The 3,257-nt window shown below is 69.1% G+C and carries 3 protein-coding genes; all 3 read right to left on the bottom strand.

The genetic code is table 11. The features are described from left to right. Positions 1–138: 138 nt before the first annotated feature. The 3 genes from NMN56_RS42830 to NMN56_RS42820 all read right to left on the bottom strand — a co-directional run bounded on the left by NMN56_RS42830 (position 139) and on the right by NMN56_RS42820 (position 2,861). Complete coding sequence (locus tag NMN56_RS42830) at positions 139–951, bottom strand: ExeA family protein (RefSeq protein ID WP_274048349.1); 813 nt, start codon at positions 949–951, stop codon at positions 139–141. 45 nt (positions 952–996) lie between these two features. After that, complete coding sequence (locus NMN56_RS42825; RefSeq protein WP_274048348.1) at positions 997–2,391, bottom strand: DDE-type integrase/transposase/recombinase; 1,395 nt, start codon at positions 2,389–2,391, stop codon at positions 997–999. 95 nt (positions 2,392–2,486) lie between these two features. Then, entirely contained in the window at positions 2,487–2,861 is a 375-nt protein-coding gene (locus NMN56_RS42820) for a hypothetical protein (RefSeq protein WP_274048347.1), read from the bottom strand. Positions 2,862–3,257: the final 396 nt, after the last annotated feature.

Raw genomic sequence — 3,257 nt, 5'->3', positions numbered from 1 at the left:
TGTTGCCCGACGCTCAAAATGCCGATGAGGGCGGCGTTCAGGGTGCCGATGTGGTGTGACGGCGACGCCCCGCCGGTGGGTGTTCCGGCGGGGCGGTCGTGGGCAAGGTGTCGTTTTCGTCGGCGAGGTGCCGGTGGTTCAGTCGCCGATCACCTCGCTGACGGAGGCGCGTGCGGCGGCGTCGTCGACGAGGTTCTTGCCCGAGGCGAAGGCCGCGACGAGGGCTTGGAGGGAGAGGTTGTTGACCGCCCGGGGGTAGCCGCGCGACGTGGTGTGGATCAGCGCGAGGGCGTCCTCGGTGAAAAGCTGATCCGGGCGTCCGGCGATCTTGAGGTGGTGGGCGACGTAGCTGGTCGTCTCGGTCGAGGTCATGCCGGGCATGGTGTAGCGCAGGGCGGTGCGCTGTTCCAGCGCGGCGAGGACGGCGAGTTTCATCGTCCGCCGCAAGGTGGGCTGGCCGACCAGCAGGCAGGAGAGCGGGGAGTCCTGGTCCATGCCCTGGTTGGTGAGCATGCGGATGGATTCGAGCTGTTCGTAGGCCATCAGGTGGGCTTCGTCGATGACGAGGACGGGGGTTCGTCCGCGTTCTTCGCGCTCGGACAGGAGGGCTTTGCCGGCCTGGACGGTCAGCCGCGAGCCGAGGTGGGCGGGGGCCTGGCCGAAGGCGGCCACGATCTGCTCGTGGATGCCGCGGACCCCGATCATGGGGTTGGGGATGTAGATGACGGTGTATTTCGAGGGGTCGAGGGTGTCCAGGCAGGTGCGGACCGAGACGGTCTTGCCTGCGCCGACCTCGCCGGTGACCACGCCGATAGAGCGTTCGGCGATGCACCAGGAGATGCGGGCGACGGCCTGGTTGTGGGACTCGTGCCGGTGGAGCATGCCGGGCGCCAGGTTCCGGCCGAAGGGCATGCGCTCGAACCCGTAGTGGGCCTGAAGTTTCTCAATCATGGTTGTCCTTGGGGGAGTTCACGGACATCGGCAGTCGGCGTGGGATCAGCCCTGGCCGGGCGGTCCGGCAGTGGTCTCGGAGGAAGGCTCCGCCAGTGCGGCGTAGTTGATCTTTGTTCCGAGGCGGTTGGAGTGCGCGTTGTCGACCAGGCCGAGGTAGTCGATGCCGGTCGTCGCCGCCCGGGCGCCTTGATCCTGATCGGGGACCTCGGGCCGGGCCTTGGGGTGGCTGTGCCGTTCGACCTGGAAGGGCTGGGCCACTCCGGCGTCCTTGCCCTCCAGCCGGACCCGCAGGACGGTCAGGTCGAAGGGGTCGAAGACCAGCTCGACCTTGTGGCCGACCAGCTCGGGCTCGACCTGGTAGCGGTTGCCGTGCAGCGAGATCGTCGCGGTCCGCGCGACGCGGCGGTGCTCGGACCAGCGGAAGGCATCGGCCAGGTCCTCACCTCGCGGGACGGGGAAGGGAGCCCCGGCCATCCACCGGTCAAGGGGAGTCTGCTTGGTCTCGGAGTGCTCCCGGCGGTGGTAGATGTTCTCCACCCATGCGGTGAACAGGCGGTTCATCTCCGCCAGGTCGGTGATCTCTCGTCCGACCTCGCCCTTCTCGGAGGCGATCTCGACGGTGAACTCGCCGTTCACGGTGCGGAAAAAGCGTTCGATCTTCCCTCGGCCCTCGGGCCGTCCCGGGGCGGAGTGCACCAGCTTGATGCCCAGCTTCGCGCAGGCCCTCATCAGCCAGGAGTCCACGAAGGCGGCGCCGTTGTCGACGTAGATGTACTGCGGGACGCCCCGGGCCGCCAGCGCGGGCCGCAGGGCCGCGGCCAGGCGGACGGCATCTTCCATGAAGCCCCACCGGTGCCCGACCACGGCCCGGCTGTGGTCGTCGAGGAAGGCGAACAGGTAGGTCTTGCGGCCGTCGATCCGCGGCCCGTGCAGCGCGTCCCCGACCCACAGCTCGTTGGGGCGGTCGGCCTCGAACCGGCCGAAGGTGTCCTTGGGCCGCTCGCGCTTGAGTGCGACCAGCCCGGTCTTGTGGAACATCCGTTGCAGCGTGCGTTCATCCGGCGCCCAGCCCAGTTGAGCTCGCAGGATCCTCCTGACCTGCGCGGCCGTGCGGTCCGGGTTCTCCTTCTTCAGCGCGACCGCCAGCTCCACCACCTCCGGCGGCGTGCGGGGCTGGGACTGACGCGGGGAGGGAACCAGCGCGTCGAAACCGCCCTGGCGCCACTCCAGGATCCAGCGATCCAGCGTCCACCGGGAGATCCGCACCCGTCGGCCATCGGCATCAATATGCTCCTGAGCTGCGAGTTTGCGCACCAAAGCGCCCCGCTGGCGCCCGCTGAGGCTCGGGTCGGCCGCTTCACGGATCAGCATGTAACGGAACAGGCCGATCCTTCTGGCCCGCTCGGTCCGGGCCTCGTCGTCGTTCTTCTGCGTCATCTGCACCTTCCTGACATCTCGTCACGGCCACAGGTCCGCCGAGGCTGCCAGGGCCAACCCGGTGAAGATCAGAGTCAGTTGGTGTTGATCGTCGATCAAGGCCAGCTCGGCGACAGCAGCCGCCCCTGGCTGACCGCGCAGGCGGCCTGCCAGGGCGACACCTCACCGATCTGCGGCCACCGCGAGACGGCCGACTTCCAGGCCCCAACCATCGCTGAGACCGCCTGGGCGAACGACGAGGCCGCCAGCGCGGGCGGGACCGGATCGATGCCGACCTCGACCAGTAACGCGGTGAAGTACACCCGAACGTGCTCAGCCCGCCGTCCGAACCGGCGCAGCCATCCCCGCACCGTCTCCACCGGCCGCCCCAGCGCCTCGGCGATGGTCCTCGCGCCAGCCCCGGACACCTTCGCCACCAGCGCAGCCCCCACCACATCCGCGAGGTCCACTCGCCTGACCAGCGCGAACACCGGGAGAAGCACATGCGAGCCCCCGCAGCCCACACACCGGGACCGCCGCGGCCGAACCCGCACCGGTCCCGCCTCAGCCCGCAGCACCCGCCCTCGCGCCCAGCCCCACGGCGCGAGCACACCACCGCAATCCGGACACTCGATCTCCCCCGCCGACAACCGGGCCTCGACCCTGACCGCGTCCGCCTCTACCGTGAGCACCGGCGCCTCCACGCGCTGCACGGCCCTCCCGGACTCGGCCAAGAGATCACAGCGGGAGGGCCTTCTGCATGCCCTCATCGGCAAGGTGTCGCCGCCAACGAACACCCCGACCTCACCGGCATGCAACCGATCTTGTCGGCATGTTCAACGCCCAAAACCCGCCCGCGACATTGGCATCTTGAATGCCTCTCAACA

The organism is Streptomyces iconiensis (genome assembly GCF_028657195.3).
GTDB classification, from domain to species: Bacteria; Actinomycetota; Actinomycetes; order Streptomycetales; family Streptomycetaceae; genus Streptomyces; species Streptomyces iconiensis.
Note: the sequence above shows the minus strand (reverse complement) of the source record. Positions and strands in the feature narration are given on the sequence as shown.

Coding starts and splice junctions, on each gene's coding strand:
- NMN56_RS42825 (WP_274048348.1), bottom strand. CDS start 2,391: ATGACGCAGAAGAACGACGACGAGGCCCGGACCGAGCGGGCCAGAAGG.
- NMN56_RS42830 (WP_274048349.1), bottom strand. CDS start 951: ATGATTGAGAAACTTCAGGCCCACTACGGGTTCGAGCGCATGCCCTTC.